The sequence below is a fragment of the Buttiauxella sp. AC142 genome (assembly GCF_979253435.1).
Window position 1 is genome coordinate 3151878 of the sequence record NZ_CEEDCH010000001.1, and the last position, 18975, is coordinate 3170852.

At 50.8% G+C, this 18975-nt stretch carries 20 protein-coding genes; 5 read left to right on the forward strand and 15 right to left on the reverse strand.

Features of this window, described 5'->3' with window-relative positions:
* Positions 1-217 precede the first annotated feature (217 nt).
* Positions 218-1420 (forward strand): acetate kinase, encoded by a 1203-nt coding sequence (gene ackA / locus AC0IWZ_RS14675; RefSeq protein ID WP_034497257.1) that lies wholly within the window; start codon positions 218-220, stop codon positions 1418-1420.
* A gap of 81 nt (positions 1421-1501) precedes the next feature.
* Positions 1502-3643, forward strand: coding sequence for a phosphate acetyltransferase (pta, locus tag AC0IWZ_RS14680; RefSeq protein ID WP_034497259.1), 2142 nt, complete (start codon positions 1502-1504; stop codon positions 3641-3643).
* A gap of 80 nt (positions 3644-3723) precedes the next feature.
* Here pta and yfcD read toward each other — a convergent pair whose 3' ends face one another.
* From yfcD to yfcF, 3 genes are read right to left on the reverse strand one after another with little or no spacing between them, the layout of a single operon-like run.
* A complete protein-coding gene (gene yfcD / locus AC0IWZ_RS14685) occupies positions 3724-4269 on the reverse strand; it encodes an NUDIX hydrolase YfcD (protein ID WP_471679033.1) in 546 nt (181 codons plus the stop codon).
* A 57-nt stretch (positions 4270-4326) separates the two neighbouring features.
* On the reverse strand, positions 4327-4878 hold the full coding sequence (gene yfcE / locus AC0IWZ_RS14690; protein ID WP_410373408.1) for a phosphodiesterase: 552 nt from the start codon (positions 4876-4878) through the stop codon (positions 4327-4329).
* Positions 4879-4934: 56 nt separating this feature from the next.
* Positions 4935-5579: a glutathione transferase gene (yfcF, locus tag AC0IWZ_RS14695; protein ID WP_034497265.1), complete on the reverse strand. Its 645-nt coding sequence runs from the start codon at positions 5577-5579 to the stop codon at positions 4935-4937.
* A 151-nt stretch (positions 5580-5730) separates the two neighbouring features.
* On the opposite strand from yfcF, the gene yfcG reads away from it, so the two are divergent.
* From yfcG to AC0IWZ_RS14710, 3 genes are all read left to right on the forward strand, one after another.
* Entirely contained in the window at positions 5731-6360 is a 630-nt protein-coding gene (gene yfcG, locus AC0IWZ_RS14700) for a GSH-dependent disulfide bond oxidoreductase (RefSeq protein WP_172893566.1), read from the forward strand.
* Positions 6361-6522: 162 nt separating this feature from the next.
* The gene (gene folX / locus AC0IWZ_RS14705; protein ID WP_034497269.1) at positions 6523-6882 is read left to right on the forward strand and encodes a dihydroneopterin triphosphate 2'-epimerase; all 360 of its coding nucleotides are present in this window, start codon (positions 6523-6525) and stop codon (positions 6880-6882) included.
* Positions 6883-6904: 22 nt separating this feature from the next.
* Entirely contained in the window at positions 6905-7798 is an 894-nt protein-coding gene (locus AC0IWZ_RS14710; RefSeq protein ID WP_471679032.1) for a TIGR01777 family oxidoreductase, read from the forward strand.
* A gap of 36 nt (positions 7799-7834) precedes the next feature.
* Here the strand turns inward: AC0IWZ_RS14710 and hisP are convergent, their stop codons facing one another.
* From hisP to AC0IWZ_RS14770, 12 genes are all read right to left on the reverse strand, one after another.
* Entirely contained in the window at positions 7835-8608 is a 774-nt protein-coding gene (hisP, locus tag AC0IWZ_RS14715) for a histidine ABC transporter ATP-binding protein HisP (RefSeq protein ID WP_034497324.1), read from the reverse strand.
* Positions 8609-8618: 10 nt separating this feature from the next.
* Entirely contained in the window at positions 8619-9335 is a 717-nt protein-coding gene (locus AC0IWZ_RS14720; RefSeq protein ID WP_034497272.1) for an ABC transporter permease, read from the reverse strand.
* The gene (locus tag AC0IWZ_RS14725) at positions 9332-10018 is read right to left on the reverse strand and encodes a histidine ABC transporter permease HisQ (protein ID WP_115627722.1); all 687 of its coding nucleotides are present in this window, start codon (positions 10016-10018) and stop codon (positions 9332-9334) included. Before AC0IWZ_RS14725 ends, AC0IWZ_RS14720 begins: the two co-directional genes overlap by 4 nt.
* 74 nt (positions 10019-10092) lie before the next feature.
* Positions 10093-10875 carry a histidine ABC transporter substrate-binding protein HisJ gene (gene hisJ, locus AC0IWZ_RS14730; protein WP_034497278.1) on the reverse strand — a complete coding sequence of 261 codons (783 nt, stop codon included), beginning with the start codon at positions 10873-10875 and terminating at the stop codon, positions 10093-10095.
* Positions 10876-11170: 295 nt separating this feature from the next.
* A complete protein-coding gene (gene argT, locus AC0IWZ_RS14735; RefSeq protein ID WP_115627721.1) occupies positions 11171-11953 on the reverse strand; it encodes a lysine/arginine/ornithine ABC transporter substrate-binding protein ArgT in 783 nt (260 codons plus the stop codon).
* A gap of 300 nt (positions 11954-12253) precedes the next feature.
* Positions 12254-12823, reverse strand: coding sequence for a UbiX family flavin prenyltransferase (locus tag AC0IWZ_RS14740; RefSeq protein WP_034497282.1), 570 nt, complete (start codon positions 12821-12823; stop codon positions 12254-12256).
* Positions 12824-12976: 153 nt separating this feature from the next.
* Entirely contained in the window at positions 12977-14494 is a 1518-nt protein-coding gene (gene purF / locus AC0IWZ_RS14745; protein WP_034497284.1) for an amidophosphoribosyltransferase, read from the reverse strand.
* A gap of 34 nt (positions 14495-14528) precedes the next feature.
* Positions 14529-15017 carry a colicin V production protein gene (gene cvpA, locus AC0IWZ_RS14750; protein ID WP_034458856.1) on the reverse strand — a complete coding sequence of 163 codons (489 nt, stop codon included), beginning with the start codon at positions 15015-15017 and terminating at the stop codon, positions 14529-14531.
* A gap of 165 nt (positions 15018-15182) precedes the next feature.
* Positions 15183-15911 (reverse strand): cell division protein DedD, encoded by a 729-nt coding sequence (gene dedD, locus AC0IWZ_RS14755; protein ID WP_034497287.1) that lies wholly within the window; start codon positions 15909-15911, stop codon positions 15183-15185.
* On the reverse strand, positions 15901-17169 hold the full coding sequence (folC, locus tag AC0IWZ_RS14760) for a bifunctional tetrahydrofolate synthase/dihydrofolate synthase (RefSeq protein WP_471679031.1): 1269 nt from the start codon (positions 17167-17169) through the stop codon (positions 15901-15903). The genes dedD and folC overlap by 11 nt, the downstream gene beginning before the upstream one ends.
* Positions 17170-17235: 66 nt before the next feature.
* A complete protein-coding gene (gene accD, locus AC0IWZ_RS14765) occupies positions 17236-18156 on the reverse strand; it encodes an acetyl-CoA carboxylase, carboxyltransferase subunit beta (RefSeq protein WP_034497292.1) in 921 nt (306 codons plus the stop codon).
* 138 nt (positions 18157-18294) lie between these two features.
* On the reverse strand, positions 18295-18954 hold the full coding sequence (locus tag AC0IWZ_RS14770) for a DedA family protein (RefSeq protein WP_471679030.1): 660 nt from the start codon (positions 18952-18954) through the stop codon (positions 18295-18297).
* Positions 18955-18975 lie beyond the last annotated feature (21 nt).

The following is an 18975-nucleotide window of genomic DNA, read 5'->3' on the forward strand; positions in this document are numbered from 1 at the left end:
TTGATGGCCGTAGAAGGGAAACCGCAGGTTGTCAATTTTTTGCTCAGTTCGCCAATGCCGAAATATCACGCAATATGGCGTAAACTCTAGAGTATTTCTTCGTCATGCCAAAAAAACGCTTTCGGCATGACGTTAATCATAAATGTCTGTCTCATCATGCGCTACGCTGAGAGACTAAATGACGTTTTTTTAGCCACGTATAAAAGTAGGTACTTCCATGTCGAGTAAGCTAGTACTGGTTCTGAACTGCGGTAGCTCTTCACTGAAATTCGCAATTATTGATGCTGTAAACGGTGACGAGTACCTCTCTGGTTTAGCCGAATGTTTCCATCTTCCTGAAGCACGTATCAAGTGGAAAATGGATGGCGGTAAACAAGAAGCGGCTTTGGGTGCAGGCGCCGCTCACAGCGAAGCTCTGAACTTTATGGTTAATACCATTTTGGCACAAAAACCTGAATTGTCCGAGCAGCTGACTGCTATCGGCCACCGTGTTGTTCACGGCGGCGAGAAGTACACCAGCTCCGTCGTTATCGACGAGACCGTGATTCAGGGTATCAAAGATACTGCTTCTTTTGCACCTCTGCATAACCCGGCACACCTGATCGGTATTGCTGAAGCATTGAAATCTTTCCCTAAACTGGCTGATAAAAACGTTGCTGTGTTTGACACCGCGTTCCATCAGACCATGCCAGAAGAATCTTATCTCTATGCTCTGCCGTACAAACTGTACAGAGAGCACGGCGTTCGTCGCTACGGCGCACACGGCACCAGCCACTACTATGTGACTCAAGAAGCCGCGAAAATGCTGAATAAGCCAGTGGAAGAAGTGAATATTATCACTTGCCACTTGGGCAACGGCGGTTCCGTTTCTGCTATTCGTAACGGCAAGTGTGTAGACACCTCTATGGGTCTGACTCCACTGGAAGGCCTGGTAATGGGCACCCGTTCTGGTGACATCGATCCTGCGATTATCTTCCACCTGCATGACTCTTTGGGCATGAGCGTTGATGACATCAACAAAATGCTGACAAAAGAATCTGGTCTGTTGGGTCTGACTGAAGTCACCAGCGACTGCCGTTATGTTGAAGACAACTACACCACTAAAGAAGATGCTAAACGTGCTATGGACGTGTTCTGTCACCGTCTGGCTAAATACATCGGCTCTTATACTGCGCTGATGGACGGTCGTCTGGATGCAGTTGTGTTCACTGGTGGTATCGGTGAAAACGCAGCAATGGTACGTGAACTGTCTCTGGGCAAACTGGGTGTTCTGGGCTTCGAAGTTGACCACGAACGCAACCTGGCTGCGCGCTTTGGCAAATCAGGCTTCATCAACAAAGAGGGTACCCGTGCTGCGGTGGTCATTCCGACCAACGAAGAACTGGTTATCGCTCAGGATGCATCTCGCCTGACCGCTTGATTCTCCTTACCGCCAGCCTTCGCTGGCGGTGTTGTTTTCTGAGTCTCACAAGCCCCGCTTGTGCAACAAAGAGGTTATACCGTGTCCCGTACAATTATGTTGATCCCTACCGGAACTAGCGTCGGCCTGACTAGCGTCAGCCTGGGTGTTATCCGTGCTATGGAACAAAAAGGCGTTCGCCTAAGCGTTTTCAAACCTATCGCTCAACCACGCACGGGTGACGATACTCCAGATCAAACCACCAGCATCGTTCGTGCTAACTCCAGCATCCCTACTGCTGAGCCACTGCACATGAACCACGTTGAGTCGTTGCTGTCGAGCAACCAACAAGACGTGCTGATGGAAGAGATCATCGCCAACTTCCACGCCAGCAGCAAAGACGCTGAAGTGGTTCTGGTAGAAGGTTTGGTTCCGACTCGTAAGCACCAGTTTGCTCAGTCTTTGAACTATGAAATCGCTAAAACGCTGAACGCTGAAATCGTCTTCGTGATGTCCCTGGGTAACAACTCCCCAGAGCAGATGAAAGAACGTATTGAACTGGCTCGTAGCAGCTTCGGTGGTAGCAAAAACACCAACATCACTGGCGTTATCATTAACAAACTGAATGCCCCAGTTGATGAGCAAGGTCGTACCCGTCCTGATCTGTCTGAAATTTTCGATGACTCCACTAAAGCGAGCATCGCTAACATCGATCCTAAAGCACTGTTCGCTGACAGCCCGCTGCCAGTTCTGGGCTGTGTGCCATGGAGCTTTGATCTGATTGCTACTCGCGCGATTGATATGGCGCGTCACCTGAACGCAACCATCATCAACGAAGGCGACATCAAAACCCGTCGCGTGAAGTCTGTGACCTTCTGTGCGCGTAGCATTCCGCACATGCTGGAACACTTCCGTCCAGGTTCTTTGCTGGTGACTTCCGCAGACCGTCCAGATGTGCTGGTTGCAGCGTGCCTGGCAGCAATGAATGGCGTGGATATCGGTGCCGTTCTGCTGACCGGTGGTTACGAAATGGACCCACGCGTGAGCAAACTGTGTGAGCGTGCATTCGCCACCGGCCTGCCGCTGTTCATGGTTGATACCAACACCTGGCAGACCTCCCTGAGCCTGCAAAGCTTCAACCTGGAAGTCCCAACTGACGACCATCAGCGTATCGAGAAAGTGCAGGAATATGTGGCTAGCCACATTGATGCAAACTGGATTGAATCTCTGACTGCAACTTCCGAGCGTAGCCGTCGTCTGTCTCCGCCAGCATTCCGCTACCAGCTGACCGAGCTTGCTCGTAAAGCCGGTAAACGTGTTGTGCTGCCAGAAGGCGAAGAGCCACGTACCGTGAAAGCGGCATCTATCTGCGCTGAACGTGGTATCGCAACTTGCGTGCTGTTGGGTAACCCGGATGAAATCACCCGCGTTGCTGCTGCGCAAGGTGTTGAACTGAGTGCTGGCATCGAAATCGTTGATCCAGAAGTGGTTCGCGAGAGCTACGTTGCACGTCTGGTTGAGCTGCGTAAGAGCAAAGGCATGACCGAAGCCGTTGCGCGTGAGCAACTGGAAGACAACGTGGTGCTGGGTACTTTGATGCTTGAGCAAGACGAAGTTGACGGCCTGGTTTCCGGTGCGGTTCACACCACAGCGAACACCATTCGTCCTCCGTTGCAGCTGATCAAAACTGCACCAGGGAGCTCTCTGGTTTCTTCTGTGTTCTTCATGCTGCTGCCAGAACAGGTTTATGTTTACGGTGACTGCGCGATCAACCCAGATCCAACTGCTGAACAACTGGCAGAAATCGCTATTCAGTCTGCGGATTCCGCTGCTGCATTCGGTATCGACCCACGTGTTGCAATGCTGTCCTACTCCACCGGTACTTCTGGTGCGGGTAGCGACGTTGAGAAAGTACGTGAAGCTACACGTATTGCTCAAGAAAAACGTCCTGACCTGGTCATCGACGGTCCGTTGCAGTACGACGCCGCGGTTATGGCTGACGTTGCTAAATCCAAAGCGCCAAACTCACCGGTTGCAGGTCGCGCTACCGTGTTCATTTTCCCAGACCTGAACACCGGTAACACCACCTATAAAGCGGTACAGCGCTCAGCAGACCTGATCTCCATCGGGCCAATGCTGCAAGGTATGCGTAAACCCGTTAACGACCTGTCTCGTGGCGCACTGGTAGACGATATCGTTTACACCATCGCTCTGACTGCGATTCAGTCTTCTCAACAAGACTAAGTTCTTCTGAGAAGCAAAAAAGCCGCTAATTTGCATTAGCGGCTTTTTTATTGGTGATGTTCCGAGAAAAACCGAATCAATTACTCCGCAGCAGCGGCATGTTGGGATTCATTTTTAGCGTTGCGTGTCATCCACAAAGCCAGGGCTTTCAGAGAGTCAGGCGTGAAGTCATCACAACGTGCGGTAATTTCTTCAGGGGACATCCAGCACACTTCGCTGACTTCATCTTCCTGCAACGCAAACGGGCCGTGTGATACGCAGCTAAACAAGCCTCCCCATACGCGGCAGTTGATGTCCTCAAAGTAGAATTGCCCATGCTCTGCGAACGGTACACCAGCAATACCCAACTCTTCTTCTGCCTCGCGACGAGCCGAGTCCAGTAATTGTTCATCGGCCTGAACCACGCCACCCGCAGTTGCGTCGAGCATGCCCGGTAAAAAATCTTTTGTCTCAGTGCGACGTTGCACCAGGATTTTGCCCATACCGTCGTGCACAACGATATAAGTCGCGCGATGGCGTAAGCGCTGCGCACGCATTTGCTCACGACTTGCCTGCGCGATGACTTCATTGTCTTCACTGACAATGTCTACCCATTCCATGCCAACAAAATGACTCTGTTCCGCCATTGGGGAAACCTTATATAGGGCGCTCTTTGGCGCGTGATTCGTCTAACAAGCGGTAAGTTACGGGGTAATCTCGACCTGTGCAATAACCCCATCGTTATTCAGTGCGTGAACGCTCAGAACACCATCGTTTAGCATCCCGTAACTCGCTTCAAACCCACCTTTGGGGATACTCACGGAGCCAGGATTGAACAGATATATCGAGTCTTGCTTTTCAGCCAATGGCAGATGAGTGTGACCAAAAACCAACACATCATTTTCTGCCAGCGGCGGCAATTTATCGGGATTATATAAATGGCCGTGAGTGATAAATAAACGCTGCTCGGCCATCAATATCTGTTGCCAGGGAGCTGAAATCGGAAAATGTAGCAGCATCTGATCCACTTCGCTGTCACAGTTGCCGCGCACTGCAATAATTTTATCGGCAATGCTGTTAAAGCGCTCCGCAACGGCACCTGGATTGTAACCCACCGGCAAAGCATTACGTGGCCCGTGATTTAATACATCGCCCAGTAATATCAGCCATTTAGCAGCGCTGCGTTCAAAATGAGCCAGCACCAGCTCGGTTGCGGGTAGCGAACCATGAATATCGGAGGCAAACATCAGCTTCATAAAACCACATTCCTGTTAGTGATAAGCAAAATTATCATAACGAATTATGGGGCTAATCAGCCAGAATGCTTTGCGGAAAGTGCCAGAAAACGCTGCACGGATGCTCGCTGCCACTGGAATGCGGCATACTCCTGCAAACGCTCCGGAACCTCATCGCCATTGAGAATCAAGCGATTAAGCATCAGTGCCAAATCGGTATCAGCAATCGACCATTCGCCAAAAAGATTTTGCTGGCCGACGGGGAGTAAATTTTCTACCGCCGCGATGAGTTTTTGCGCCGCCGCCTGCCCTTTCTCGGTCAGAGGGGCTTTCTTCACGCCGGCAAAAACCACGTCGGTTGAGCGTTCTTCACGAATGGGCATTAAATCGCTGCGTATCCATGCCTGAATTTGTCTGGCCCGAGCGCGTTTTTCGAGATCATGGGGATAAATACGCTCCCAGGTAGGAGGCGCGAAACGGTCTTCCAGATACTCAGCAATGGCGGAGGATTCAGTCAGCAAAAAGTCATCGACCGCTAGCACCGGAACGCGTCGCGTAAGGTCATACCCTTTCCAGCCTGGTTGCAGATTTTGCCCGCTGTTTAAATCAACCGTTTGCAGAGTAAAGCTCAGACCTTTCTCTTTCAGTGCAACATAAACGGACATGACATACGGACTAAAAAAGTTAGCGTCGGACCAAAGTGTGATTGTCGGCTGGCTCATAACATCCCCATAATTTAGCTTTCCAGGTTATTGAACATATAGCGGAAAATAACTTCTGTCACTTGAACAAAACTCATCCACCCGGCAAGTTTTTCAAAAAGTCTATACTCCATAGGTTTACGAAAAATGCTGACATCAGGATGGGCATAACATGATTGACCTTTACTATGCACCGACACCAAACGGCCACAAAATCACGCTTTTTCTGGAAGAAACGGGGCTGGATTACACCCTTCACCGTATAGATATTGGCAAAGGAGATCAGTTTCAGCCTGCCTTTTTGGCGATTTCACCGAACAATAAAATCCCGGCGATAATCGACCACCATCCGGCAGACGGCGGCGGCCCACTGAGTATCTTTGAATCAGGCGAAATCCTGCTTTATCTGGCAGAAAAGACCAACGAGCTATTAAGCAAAGATCTGCGTGAACGCACCCACACGCTGCAATGGTTGTTCTGGCAAGTCGGAGGGTTTGGCCCAATGCTCGGCCAAAATCATCACTTTAATCATTTCGCGCCACAGCCTGTTCCTTACGCCATTGAACGTTACCAGGTGGAAACTCAGCGTCTGTATGGTGTCCTCAACAAACAGCTCGAGAAAACCCCATGGCTGGGCGGCAATGAATACAGTATTGCCGATATCGCCACTTACCCGTGGACGGTTTCTCATGAGCGCCAGCGCATTAATCTGGCGAATTTCCCGGCGGTGCAAAACTGGTTTGAACGTATTCGTTCGCGCCCGGCAACCGAACGGGCCTATGAGCAGGCTCAGAAAAGCTAACATCCGTGCGCCCGCGATGGGCGCGACATTAGCGCGGCAGAAACAGCGCTCAACGAACTAACATCCGTGCGCCCGCGATGGGCGCAATGTTTTTCCTCATCTCTTTTGGGTATAGTCTGCAACAGGAAATAACCAGAAATAGATACATAAAGGAAACCTGCAATGTCGCCAGACGCAATTATTCGAATCAAAAACTTACGCCTGCGCACTTTTATCGGCATCAAAGATGAAGAGATTTCCAACCGCCAGGATATTGTCATTAATGTGGCAATTCATTATCCGGCAGAGAAAGCTCGCGCCAGTGAAGACATCAACGACGCACTGAATTACCGCACCATCACTAAGCAAATCATCCAGTTGGTTGAGAATAATCGTTTCTCACTGCTGGAAAAATTAACTCAGGATGTGCTCGACATCGCATGCGATCATCCGTGGGTATCTTATGCTGAAGTAGAAATCGATAAACTACATGCGCTGCGTTACGCCGATTCGGTCTCTATGACCATGAGCTGGCAGAGGTAGACAAAAACAGCTGGAGACGAGCATGCAGATACTGATTACCGGCGGAACCGGCTTGATTGGCAGCCATCTGATACCGCGCTTGTTGGAATTGGGGCATGAAGTGACCGTTGTGACTCGCACCCCCGACAAAGCCAGGGCGTTATTTGATCCCAAAGTCACGCTGTGGAAAGGATTGAGTGAGCATAACAATCTCGATGGTTTTGGTGCGGTAATCAATCTCGCAGGTGAACCGATTGCCGACAAACGTTGGACGGAATCACAAAAACAGCGCCTTTGCCAAAGCCGCTGGCAAATCACCGAACGCCTGGTCGAGATGTTTAAAGCAAGCCAGACGCCGCCTGCGGTGTTTATTTCCGGGTCTGCCGCTGGATATTACGGCGACCTCGGCGAAGTGGTCGTTAACGAAGATGAACCGCCGCACAATGAATTTACCCATAAGCTCTGCGCCCGCTGGGAACAAATCGCCTGCGGCGCACAGAGCGAGCAAACACGTGTCTGCCTGCTGCGCACTGGCGTGGTGTTAGCACCAAAAGGCGGGATTTTGGGAAAACTATTACCGATATTCCGCCTGGGTCTGGGCGGCCCGATGGGCGACGGACGACAGTATCTGGCGTGGATTCATATCGACGATATGGTGAACGGCATTTTGTGGCTGCTGGATAACGATTTACGCGGGCCGTTTAACATGGTTTCGCCCTACCCGGTGCGCAATGAACAATTCTCTCACGCGCTGGGCCATGTGCTTAATCGCCCGGCATTTATACGCGCCCCAGCTACGGCAGTCAGACTGATGATGGGTGAATCTTCGGTGTTGGTGTTAGGCGGGCAACGAGCACTACCAAAGCGACTTGAAGAGTCCGGCTTTGGTTTCCGTTGGTATGATTTGGAAGGGGCGCTTGGGGATGTGGTGCGGTGATATTTAAGTCCCGCCACAACGGCGGGACTTTCGGTGTTACTTAAGCGATCCCGACAGAAACTGCTGTAAACGGGCGCTTTTCGGGTTACCAAACAACTCTTCCGGCGTCCCTTCTTCCTCGATTAACCCCTGATGCAGGAAAATCACATGGTTTGAAACGTGGCGCGCAAAGTCCATCTCATGCGTCACCACCACCATGGTTTTCCCTTCTTCCGCGAGTTTCTGCATGATACGCAGCACTTCACCCACCAGCTCAGGGTCGAGCGCGGAAGTCGGTTCATCAAACAGTAATACTTCTGGTTCCATCGCCAATGCACGGGCGATAGACACGCGCTGTTGCTGCCCGCCGGAAAGATGCACCGGATATTTCACCTGCTGGCGCTCGTCAATGCCGACTTTCGCCAGATACTTAACCGCACGCTCTTTCGCTTCTTGCTTGCTCAGGCCCAGCACCTGAATCGGCGCTTCCATGACGTTTTCCAGTACCGTCATATGGCTCCACAAGTTGAAATGCTGGAATACCATCGTCAGGCGCGTGCGCAGCAAACGGAGCTGGTTTTTATCGGCAACTTTCAGCTGACCATCGGTATCGCGCACCAGGTTAATATTTTGGTTATTGACGACAATCGTCCCTTCACTCGGTTTTTCGAGGAAGTTAATGCAGCGCAAAAAGGTACTTTTCCCTGAACCAGAAGAACCAATAATGCTAATCACATCGCCAGCATTGGCCTGTAAAGAGACGCCTTTCAGCACTTCATGTTGGCCATAACGCTTGTGCAGGTCGGTAACGCTTAATTTTTTATCAGTCATCATTGCACACTCAATGTGTTGAGCTTGGTTTAATATGCTGCAACCAGCGTTGCTCAGCCTTGCGGAACAATCTAATCAGCACATAAGAAATACACAGGTACAACACCGCAGCAATCCCGAAGGCGGTAAACGGCTGGTAGGTTGCGGAGTTGATGTCACGGGCGATCTTCAGCAGATCCGGCACGGTAGCGGTGAATGCCAGCGCCGTGGAGTGCAGCATCAAAATCACTTCGTTGCTGTACGCAGGCAGCGCAATACGCAGCGCTGAAGGCAAAATAATGCAGCGATACATTTTGAATGGCGAGAAACCGTAAGCCCGACCGGCTTCAATTTCACCGTGTGGAACGGCACGAATCGCTCCGGCAAAAATTTCTGTAGTGTACGCACAAGTGTTTAACGTCAACGCCAACACGGTGCAGTTCAGGCCACTGCGGAAAAACTCATTGAGCAGCACAGTGCCTTTCACCACTTCCAGCGTGTACATACCGGAATAGAAAACCAGCAACTGCACATACAACGGCGTGCCACGGAAAATGTAGGTAAACAGCCAGATTGGGAAGGCGATATATTTGTTGCTTGATACCCGTCCGATAGCCAAAAATAGCGCCAGAATCCCCCCCATCACCACCGACGAAATCAGCAACCAGAGTGTGATTGCCACGCCGGTAAAGCGGTATCCGTCAGTCCACAGCAGGGCTTTCCAGTATTCCTGAATGATTTCTATCATAGCTCCGCCCTCTTAACGCCAACGGAATAACGGCGTTCAAGCCAGAGCAATACGCCATTCGATACCGTGGTAAAGAACAGGTAGATGATCCCGGCAACAATCGCAAAGTAGAACGGCTGCCAGGTGCTTTTCCCGGCAAGCTGTGTCGCTTTCACCACATCTTCCAGGCCTAACAGAGAAACCAGTGCGGTGGCTTTCAAAATAACCTGCCAGTTGTTCCCAATGCCCGGTAACGCATAACGCATCATGGCCGGGAAGAGAATGCGGCGGAAAGTTTGCGAGCCGGTAAATCCGAAGGCGGTTGCCGCTTCGATATGCCCTCTCGGCACAGCCATAAACGCACCGCGGAAGGTTTCGGTAAAATAGGCACCGTAGATAAAACCAAGCGTAATGATACCGGCAACCATTGGGTCGATATCAAACTGGGCAACGCCTAGCGAATCGGTTAAGACATTAAGCGCCATTTGCAGACCATAGAAAATCAGCAGCATCAGCACCAAGTCAGGCACGCCGCGAATCAGCGTGGTGTAGCCTTCAAACAATATGGCTAACGGGCGGTTTTTGGATAATTTAGCACCGGCTCCAGCCAGGCCAATAATAACGGCGAGGATAACGGAGCTTAACGCCAGTTCCAGCGTGACGAGCGCCCCTTTAAATATTACTTCAGAAAAACCGTACAACATGGTGCGTATCCTGTCGTCAGTGTCTGCACAAACTTAACCTGCCCATTCAGGGCAGGTTTAACCACTGGTGACTGTTAACCACCGTAAACATCGAAATCGAAGTATTTCTTCGCTAACTTCTCATAAGTTCCGTCTTTACGCATTTCGGCAAACGCTTTGTTGAGCGCTGCACGTAATTCGGTATCGTCTTTACGCAGACCCATACCGGTGCCGACACCAAAGAGCTTTTCGTCTTTGATTGACGGGCCACCAAACTGGTAATTCGCACCGACAGGTTGCTTCAGGAAACCTTCGCTGGCGGCAACTTCGTCCTGGAATGCTGCGTCAATACGACCCGCAGTCAGGTCAGCGTAGATTGAGTCCTGCCCCTGGTAAGAAACAATTTCGATACCTTTAGGTGCCCAATGCTCATTCCCGAAGGTTTCTTGAGTCGTGCCTTGCAAAACGCCGACACGCTTACCTTTAAGGGATTCAAGGGTAGGTTGAATTGAGGAGCCTTTCGCAACCACTAAACGGGAATCTGCTGCGTACAGTTTGTCGGTGAAGGCAATCTCTTGCTGGCGCTTTTCAGTGATGGAAAGTGACGACATAATCGCGTCAATTTTTTTCGCTTTCAACGAAGGGATCAGCGCATCCAGTGGGTTTTCCACGAAGGTACAATTAGTTTCGATGCGTTTGCAGAGTTCTTTTGCCAAATCGATATCAAAACCCACTAATTCCCCTTGAGCGTTTTTCGACTCAAACGGGGCGTAAGTTGGGTCAGTACCAATACGTAAATTCTTGGGAATAGCGGCGAATGCTGTGGAAACACTGGAAAATGCCAGTACCAAAGAAAGAGCGATGATCTGCTTGTTCATAATTATCCTCGAAGTCACTGTTTTTATGCGCGATTGCTTTTCAACCGGATAAAATTGCATGTTCCATGCCAATTTATGCATCTCAATATAGTGTTTTTTCCCCATTATGGCGCAGCATTGCCGCGCATCTCAAAACAGGAAAAACACCTTGCACCAACAAGATGCAAGAAAACCACCATTTTAGTGCAGAGATAAATTACTGCACTAAACGGGTGCAGACAACTTAAACTGGATTGCAATTCTATTCAGCCCGGTTGCGCCAAAGCATAACCGGGCTACAGACTACGGGATAAACTTATTCACCGTAAACATTAAAATCGAAGTACTTCTTCGCAAATTTGTCGTAAGTACCGTCTTTACGCATATCTGCCAGCGCTTTATCAAAGGCCGCTTTCAGCTCAGCGTCGTCTTTACGCAAGCCAATACCGGTGCCGTCACCAAAGTACTGTTTGTTTTTTACCGATGGGCCTGCAAACTCATAGCCTTTACCCGCAGGCAGTTTCAGGAAGCCTTCGCTTGCAGCAGTTTCATCCTGGAATGCAGCATCAAGGCGGCCAGCAGCCAGATCAGAATAGATCAGATCCTGGTTTGCGTAAGGCACCACATCGACACCTTTACTGCGCCATTCAGCGTTGGCATACGCTTCTTGCGTCGATCCTTGCAATACACCGATGTGTTTGCCTTTGAGGGAATCCAGAGTCGGTTTAACCGGGGAGCCTTTAACAGCAATCAGGCGTGAATCAGCAGCATAAAGTTTGTCTGAGAAGGCAATCTCTTTCTGGCGTTTTTCAGTGATGGAAAGCGAGGAAATGATACCGTCAATTTTCTTCGCTTTAAGTGAAGGAATCAGCGCATCGAAGTCACTTGCGACCCAGGTACATTTAGTATTAATGCGCTTACACAGCTCATTACCAAGATCGATATCGAAACCAACAAAATCCCCTTTCGCATCTTTAGAAGAAAACGGCGCGTAGGTCGTGTCCGTTCCAAGACGAATACTCTGCGGAAGTGCTGCGAAGACGCTTGCGGTGGCGCTCAGGCCAAGCAGTAAAGACAGAGCGAGAACTTGCTTTTTCATACGTAACTCCCAAGTTTGACTTATCTTATTATGTGTAACGTCGTGTTGTGTTTGTTTTGTGTAGCTGTTTAAGAGTTGCAGTTCTCATGCCACTTTTTCTTGCGTGAAAGAAAGTGGGCAATATTGTGTTAAATAAAAGTTACAACTCTGTCACAAGAATGAAAGATAGCAGGTCTGGTATGAGGAAAAAGCATTCGCGGTGGAAAATAGCGGATAAATGTTCTGGAAGTGATCGGGGTTACAAAAACGCCTCATAATGAGGCGCAAGGTTTTGTGATGCACCACACTAGCGCATCGCGCTTATGCACCGCTCCAGCGAGTGAACAAATCTTGTGGTAACTCAATATCGAACTGATCGATGACCCGGTTCACCGTCTGGTCGATAATGTCCTGCACGCTTTGTGGCCGATGATAAAACGCAGGCATCGGGGGCATTATCACTGCGCCCATTTCAGCAGCCTGGGTCATCAGGCGCAAATGCCCAAGATGCAGCGGCGTTTCACGCACGCAAAGCACCAACGGGCGACGCTCTTTGAGCACGACATCCGCTGCACGCGTTAACAAACCATCTGTATAGCTGTGGACAATGCCAGAAAGAGTTTTGATTGAGCAAGGCAAGATCACCATGCCGTGCGTCTTAAAAGAGCCAGAGGAAAGGCTGGCGGCGATATCACGCGAGTCGTGAACCACATCGGCAAAGGCCTGAACTTCTCGTAAGGAAATATCGGTTTCCAGCGCGAGTGTCTGGCGGGCTGCATTGCTCAGGATAAGATGCGTTTCGATGTCCGGTAATTGTTGCAGTACCTGAAGCAGTCGCACACCGTAAGTTGCGCCACTGGCACCTGAAATCCCAACAATTAACCGTTTCATATTTTTCATTCGCCCGAGGAGTTTATCTGGGCTGACTTTGCCGCAAGATGGGCAGGGATGCAAGAAATGGTAACCCTCTCCTTCAAGGAGAGGGTTAGGTTGAGGATGGTGTTAACCCTCTCCTTGAAGGAGAGGGTTAGGTTGAGGATGGTGTTAACCCTCGTTATGCATCTCTAAGTTTTCCACTTCGTTCTGACGGGCAATCGCTTGTGAATCGTCATTACGCAGTGACTCAAGATACTCAAGGTATTCGTGATCCACATCTTTGGTCACGTAGATACCGTTGAACACCGAGCATTCAAACTGCGTGATATCCGGATTCTCAACGCGAACCGCTTCAATCAGATCGTTCAGATCCTGGAAAATCAGACCATCGGCACCAATCAACTGACGGATCTCGTCAACTTCACGGCCATGAGCAATCAGTTCGTTAGCGCTTGGCATATCGATGCCATACACATTCGGGAAACGAATTTCCGGTGCCGCTGACGCGAGGTAAACTTTCTTCGCACCGGCCTCACGTGCCATCTCGATAATTTGCTCAGAAGTGGTGCCGCGCACGATGGAGTCATCCACCAGCAGCACGTTCTTATCGCGGAACTCAGCGCGGTTAGCATTCAGTTTACGACGCACAGATTTACGACGCAGTTGCTGGCCTGGCATGATGAACGTGCGGCCTACGTAGCGGTTTTTCACAAAACCCTGACGGTACGGCTTGTCGAGAATACGGGCGATTTCCAGCGCGATGTCGCACGAAGTTTCTGGAATCGGGATAACCACGTCGATATCCAAATCTTCCCATTCGCGAGCAATTTTCTCACCGAGCTTTTTACCCATTTCAACGCGGGCGCTGTAAACGGAAATTTTGTCGATGAACGAGTCCGGGCGCGCAAAGTAAACGTACTCGAACAGGCATGGATTGCTGGTCGGGTTGTCAGCACACTGGCGTGTAAACAACTGGCCTTTTTCGGTGATGTACACCGCTTCGCCCGGCGCAACATCGCGCAGGAACTCAAAGCCCAACGTATCAAGCGCGACGCTTTCGGAGGCCACCATATATTCGGTGCGGCCATCATTCAAATCGCGCTTGCCCATCACCAACGGACGAATACCGTTCGGGTCGCGGAACGCCACCATACCGTGGCCGATAATCATCGCAACACAAGCGTACGCACCACGAATCTGGCGGTTGGTTGCGGCAATCGCGGCGAAAATGTTGTCTGCTTCCAGCGGATAGTTGCGGAAGTTATCCAGCTCGCTGGCAAAAACATTGAGCAGGATTTCAGAATCGGAAGTGGTGTTAATGTGACGACGCTTTTCTTCGAACAACTTTTGGCGCAGTTCGTGGGCGTTAGTCAGATTGCCGTTGTGTGCAAGAGTAATGCCGTACGGAGAGTTAACATAGAAAGGTTGGGCTTCAGAAGCGCTAGAGCTACCCGCAGTCGGGTAACGTACGTGGCCGATACCCATGTTTCCCTGCAAGCGTTGCATGTGAATGGCACCGAACACATCGCTCACCAGCCCATTGGCTTTACGCAGACGAAAACAATTTAAGGCATCAATGGTGACGATGCCTGCGGCATCCTGCCCACGGTGTTGAAGCACCGTTAACGCGTCATAGATAGACTGGTTTACCGGCATAAAACCGGCGATACCGACAATACCGCACATGTTGTCTTTTCCTCATTAAGCCACAACCCCTGCCTTATGGCCGGGGCAAGAAACTTGACGAGCTTTGCAGATAGTCAAAGAACCATCTGATGATGAAACTGAATTGCGGGATAAGCTGCGACTTTTGCCAGTCGTCACTCTTGGAAAAACCAGTGAACGTATCAAGAAAGAACAGAATGGCGGCGACGATCAGTGCTCCACGTAACGCACCAAAACAAATCCCCAACACCCTGTCTGTACCCGACAGGCCGGTTTTCTCAACCAGCGCGCTAATCACATAATTGACTATCGCACCGACGATGAGTGTCGCGATAAACAGTATCGCGATAGCTATTCCATTACGTACCAGTTCGTCTTCAAAGCCAGTGAACCAGACAGAAAGGTAAGTGTAGTAATGACTGGCGACAAAGAAAGCACAGCCCCAGGTTACTAGCGATAACGCTTCACGCACAAACCCACGAATAACACTAATCAGAGCCGAAAAGCCGATGACCGCAATGATGGCGTAATCTATCCAAACCATGAACAAATCCCACGACAAATCGCCCTGACGTCCAGTTCGGGGCGCATTCTAACAGAAAAAGAAAACGTTTGCGTAGGGATTTCCTTCCCTCGCGTAAATAAATAATGGCGTTGAAAAAATGCTCAACGCCATTAAAAATTTGCCCTAAATCCCGCCTCTGCGGGTTTATCTGGCCGTATAAGTCATCACCACACCGTTCAGCCCGGAAAGCGAATTTAGCTCGCCCAATGAAGACTTAAGTTTGTCTTTCGAGGCATCCGGCCCTACCAGAATTCGGGTGACTTTACCCTGAACTGGCGTTGACGGTGAGGTATAAGCACGGAACCCAGCGCCGCGTAGTTTACCAACAATTTCATTCACTTTGTCGGCATTCTTCAAGGCACCCAGTTGCACGACGTAAGCTTTGCCGGTCGGTGCTTGCTCTGCAGTTTCTTGCTTCGCTGGTTTTGCAGGCTCCGGAGGCTGTTCGTTCATCATTGCCAGACGTTCTTCGGTTTGATCAACGGAAGCTTTGCTCTGTGGTTTTTCAACAGGCTTAGGTTTTGGTTTCTCAGCCACAGGTTTTGGCTTCGGCTGCTCACGGCTGACAGGCACTTCATCAATACCCGCTGCTCCGTCCCCAGGCAAAGAAGCGATATCAAGCCCTGGTGCTGCCGCTGTGCCTGCTCTCACCTCTTCGGCCGCCCCTTCAGGGGGTTGCGAAGGCAGTGCCTGAGTCGCGGCAGGCAGCATGTCTGGCTCATCGGTGTCACCCGGTTTTGGAACCAGAGGAATCGCTGCGAACTCGTCCTGATAATGCTTTTTCTGACCATCAAGCAGCCCTGGCAGGATAATGACCCCCAGTGCGACCAGAATAATGGTTCCGACTAATCGATTTTGAAACTTACTCGCCACCTGCTTTCTCCGCGTCCAACGCTTCCATTACGTGGGCTACTGTATGAAATGAACCACACACCAGCACGGTATCATTTTCTGTGGCGGCCTTCATTGCGGCACGCCAGGCTTGCGCCACACTGCCATAGACTTCGCCCTGACCGAGATGTTCAATCAGTTGTTCCGCCGTGGCACCGCGTGGGCCTTCTAATGGAGCACAATACCAGCTATCAACCTGAGGCGACAAACATGCCAACGTGCCCGCGATGTCTTTGTCATGCAGCATCCCGATAACGGCCAACACGCGTCCGCGTTTTGGAAGTTGCTCCAGACGCCCGGCCAAATACGCCGCCGCATGAGGGTTGTGCGCCACATCAAGGATCACCAACGGCTCACGCGAAATCACCTGGAATCGCCCCGGTAACGTCGCTTCTTTAATGCCTTGAATAATAGCCTCATTGTTGACATTTAGCTCGCTGGCACGCAACGCCGCCAGTGCCGTCGCCGCATTCGGCTGCGGAACTAACGGCAACGGTAATCCGCTCAGTTCGCCCTGGCTGTCCTTGAAGCTCCAGCTATTCTCACCAACGTGATAAGACCAGTCCACGCCACGGCGCAGCAATTGAGCGCCCTTCTCCGTCGCCACATCGGCAATGGTATGCGGCATATCAGGCTCGCCGACGATTGCCGGTTTCCCGCCACGGAAAACACCCGCTTTTTCACGCCCGATACTTTCACGATCTGGCCCCAGCCAGTCAGTGTGGTCCAGCGCGATACTGGTGACGACCGCCACATCGGCATCGACAATATTGCTGGCATCAAGACGCCCGCCCAGGCCCACTTCAAGGATCACCACATCCACCGCCAGTTGCTTAAACAACAGTAGCGCCGACAAGGTGCTGTACTCAAAATAGGTCAGAGATGTCTCGCCACGCGCGGCTTCAATTTGTGCAAATGCCGCCGTGTGGTATGCCTCGTCCAGCTCTTCACTTTGCACGCGCACACGCTCGGTGTAACGCACCAGATGCGGCGAGCTATAAACACCCACGCTGTAACCGGCCGCCATCAACACTCTTTCCAGGGTACGGCAGGTTGTGCCTTTGCCGTTGGTTCCCGCCACGGTAAACACCGTTGGCGCGGGTTTCAGCACATCAAGTGTTGCGGCAACTTTTTTTACGCGCTCAAGGCCAAGCTCGATGGTTTTAGAATGGAGGTTTTCCAGATAACAAAGCCACGTGGCCAGGGGCGACGTGGCTTGAGGAGTTTGAGTTTTTTCCATGATGCCCGCTCTACGCTACGGTTCAAGAAAAAGGGCAGGACCTGTTTGGCCTGCCCTTATTAACTATCAGGCCTCGTGACCTTCTTCCGGTGCGGCCGGAACCACAATCGGTTCACGCGGCTCTTCCGGATTCGGCGCTGGCTGATTTGTCAGTTTTGCCAGAATGCTTGCCAGTTTCAGGCGCATTTCCGGGCGGCGAACGATCATGTCGATCGCCCCTTTTTCAATCAGGAACTCACTGCGCTGGAAGCCCGGCGGCAGTTTTTCACGAACGGTTTGCTCGATAACACGTGGACCCGCGAAGCCGATCAGAGCTTTTGGTTCAGCAATGTTCAGATCGCCCAGCATCGCGAAGCTTGCCGAAACGCCACCCATTGTTGGGTCAGTCAGAACCGAAATATACGGCAGACCGCGTTCCTGCATTTTTGCCAACGCAGCACTGGTTTTCGCCATCTGCATCAGCGACATCAGCGCCTCTTGCATACGTGCGCCACCGGAAGCGGAGAAGCAGATCATTGGGCAATTATCTTCCAGAGCCTGTTCCACAGCACGAACAAAACGCGCGCCCACAACAGAACCCATAGAGCCGCCCATGAAAGCAAACTCAAACGCTACAGCCACAACTGGCATGTTGTAGAGCGTACCTTTCATGACCACCAGCGCGTCTTTCTCGCCGGTTTCTTTCTGAGCAGATGCCAGACGGTCTTTATATTTTTTAGAGTCTTTGAACTTGAGGATATCTTTTGGCTCAAGCTCACTACCCAATTCAAACATCGAGCCTTCATCTAACAGGCTGTGCAAGCGATCGCGCGCAGACATACGCATGTGGTGATCGCATTTTGGGCAGACTTCGAGATTGCGTTCCAGTTCGGCACGGTACAGAACCTGGCCACAGCTGTCGCATTTCGTCCACACCCCTTCAGGGATACTCGCCTTACGGGTAGGGGTGATATTGCTCTTATTGAGAATTCGTTCAATCCAGCTCATTGATGACCTTTCTGCTTGAACCTGGTCGATGCCAGTTTTTCTGTGGCAGAACTAGCTGCCCCAGACCATAAATGGTGCTCATTAAAACATAACGGCCCGCGACTTTGGATAAAAAAGTGGTCGAACCGCGCGATGGGGTTACTTTTGCAGGCGTTTGGCCGCACGTTTGTGGCGAATAATCTCAACCACGCCCGGCAATACCGACAATACAATAATCGCCACAATCAGTAATTTCAGGTTTTCCTGCACAATCGGCAAATCGCCGAACAGGTAGCCTGCGTAGGTAAACAGCAGTACCCACAGCAACGCACCGACAACGTTATACATCGCAAAATGGCGATAAGACATATGCCCCATGCCCGCGACAAACGGTGCGAAAGTTCGCACAATCGGTACGAAGCGCGCGAGGATAATCGTTTTTCCGCCATGACGCTCGTAAAAAGCGTGTGTTTTATCAAGATAACTACGGCGGAAGATTTTAGAGTTCGGGTTACTGAATAGCTTTTCGCCAAAAAGCCGCCCAATAGTGTAGTTCACTGCATCGCCAATAATCGCGGCGATGACCATCAAAATCACCATGGTGTGAACGTTCAGATCGTTAGTTGGCAACGCCGCCAGCGCACCTGCCACAAACAACAATGAATCCCCCGGCAGGAACGGTGTGACCACCAGACCGGTTTCACAGAACAAAATCAAAAACAGAATGGCATAAACCCAGACACCATACTTCGCTACCAACTCCGCCAAATGCACATCAATGTGCAAAATAAAATCAATAATGAAGCGGATAAATTCCATATGCTATCTACCTATTTCGTC